Source organism: Neobacillus niacini, from assembly GCF_000759675.1.
GTDB classification, from domain to species: domain Bacteria; phylum Bacillota; class Bacilli; order Bacillales; family Cytobacillaceae; genus Neobacillus; species Neobacillus niacini_A.
In genome coordinates this window covers 1-689 of the sequence record NZ_BAWM01000151.1, presented here as the reverse complement: position 1 = coordinate 689, position 689 = coordinate 1, and the positions used below count along the sequence as shown (strand labels likewise).

The following is a 689-nucleotide window of genomic DNA, read 5'->3' as shown; positions in this document are numbered from 1 at the left end:
CAAGGTAGCCGTATCGGAAGGTGCGGCTGGATCACCTCCTTTCTAAGGATAATGCAGTCCATGTGGACTGATAAAACGTTGATGGTTACTTGTTTGTTTAGTTTTGAGAGTGCAATTTCTCTCAAAGCTTTATTTTTTTTGCTCCTGCGCCAAAGTAGCTCGAAGAAGTAATCTTCAGCTCGTCGCAAGGCAGCAAGAAGCTATGCTCTGATGTTTAATCATGATGTGATTGAAGTCAGTAGCCTCGTTCCTTGAAAACTAGATAATCGTAAGAAGAAGTCAAAGTAAAACCGAGAAAAGGGAAAAATGAAGTTCAATTTTTCCTAGCCATTTTAGTTTTTCTCTCTTATTTAAATAAGAGTAAAACCTTTTTAGGTTAAGTTAGAAAGGGCGCACGGTGGATGCCTTGGCACTAGGAGCCGATGAAGGACGGGACTAACACCGATATGCTTCGGGGAGCTGTAAGTAAGCTTTGATCCGGAGATTTCCGAATGGGGGAACCCACTGCTCGTAATGGAGTAGTATCTTTACCTGAATACATAGGGTATTGAAGGCAGACCCGGGGAACTGAAACATCTAAGTACCCGGAGGAAGAGAAAGCAAATGCGATTCCCTGAGTAGCGGCGAGCGAAACGGGACATAGCCCAAACCAAGAGGCTTGCCTCTTGGGGTTGTAGGACACTCAACAT

Annotated in this window: 1 rRNA gene; it reads left to right on the top strand. The window is 44.1% G+C overall.

From position 1 onward, the window contains the following. Positions 1–374: 374 nt before the first annotated feature. Positions 375–689: ribosomal RNA gene (locus TR08_RS26430) — 23S ribosomal RNA — on the top strand; the annotation flags it as partial.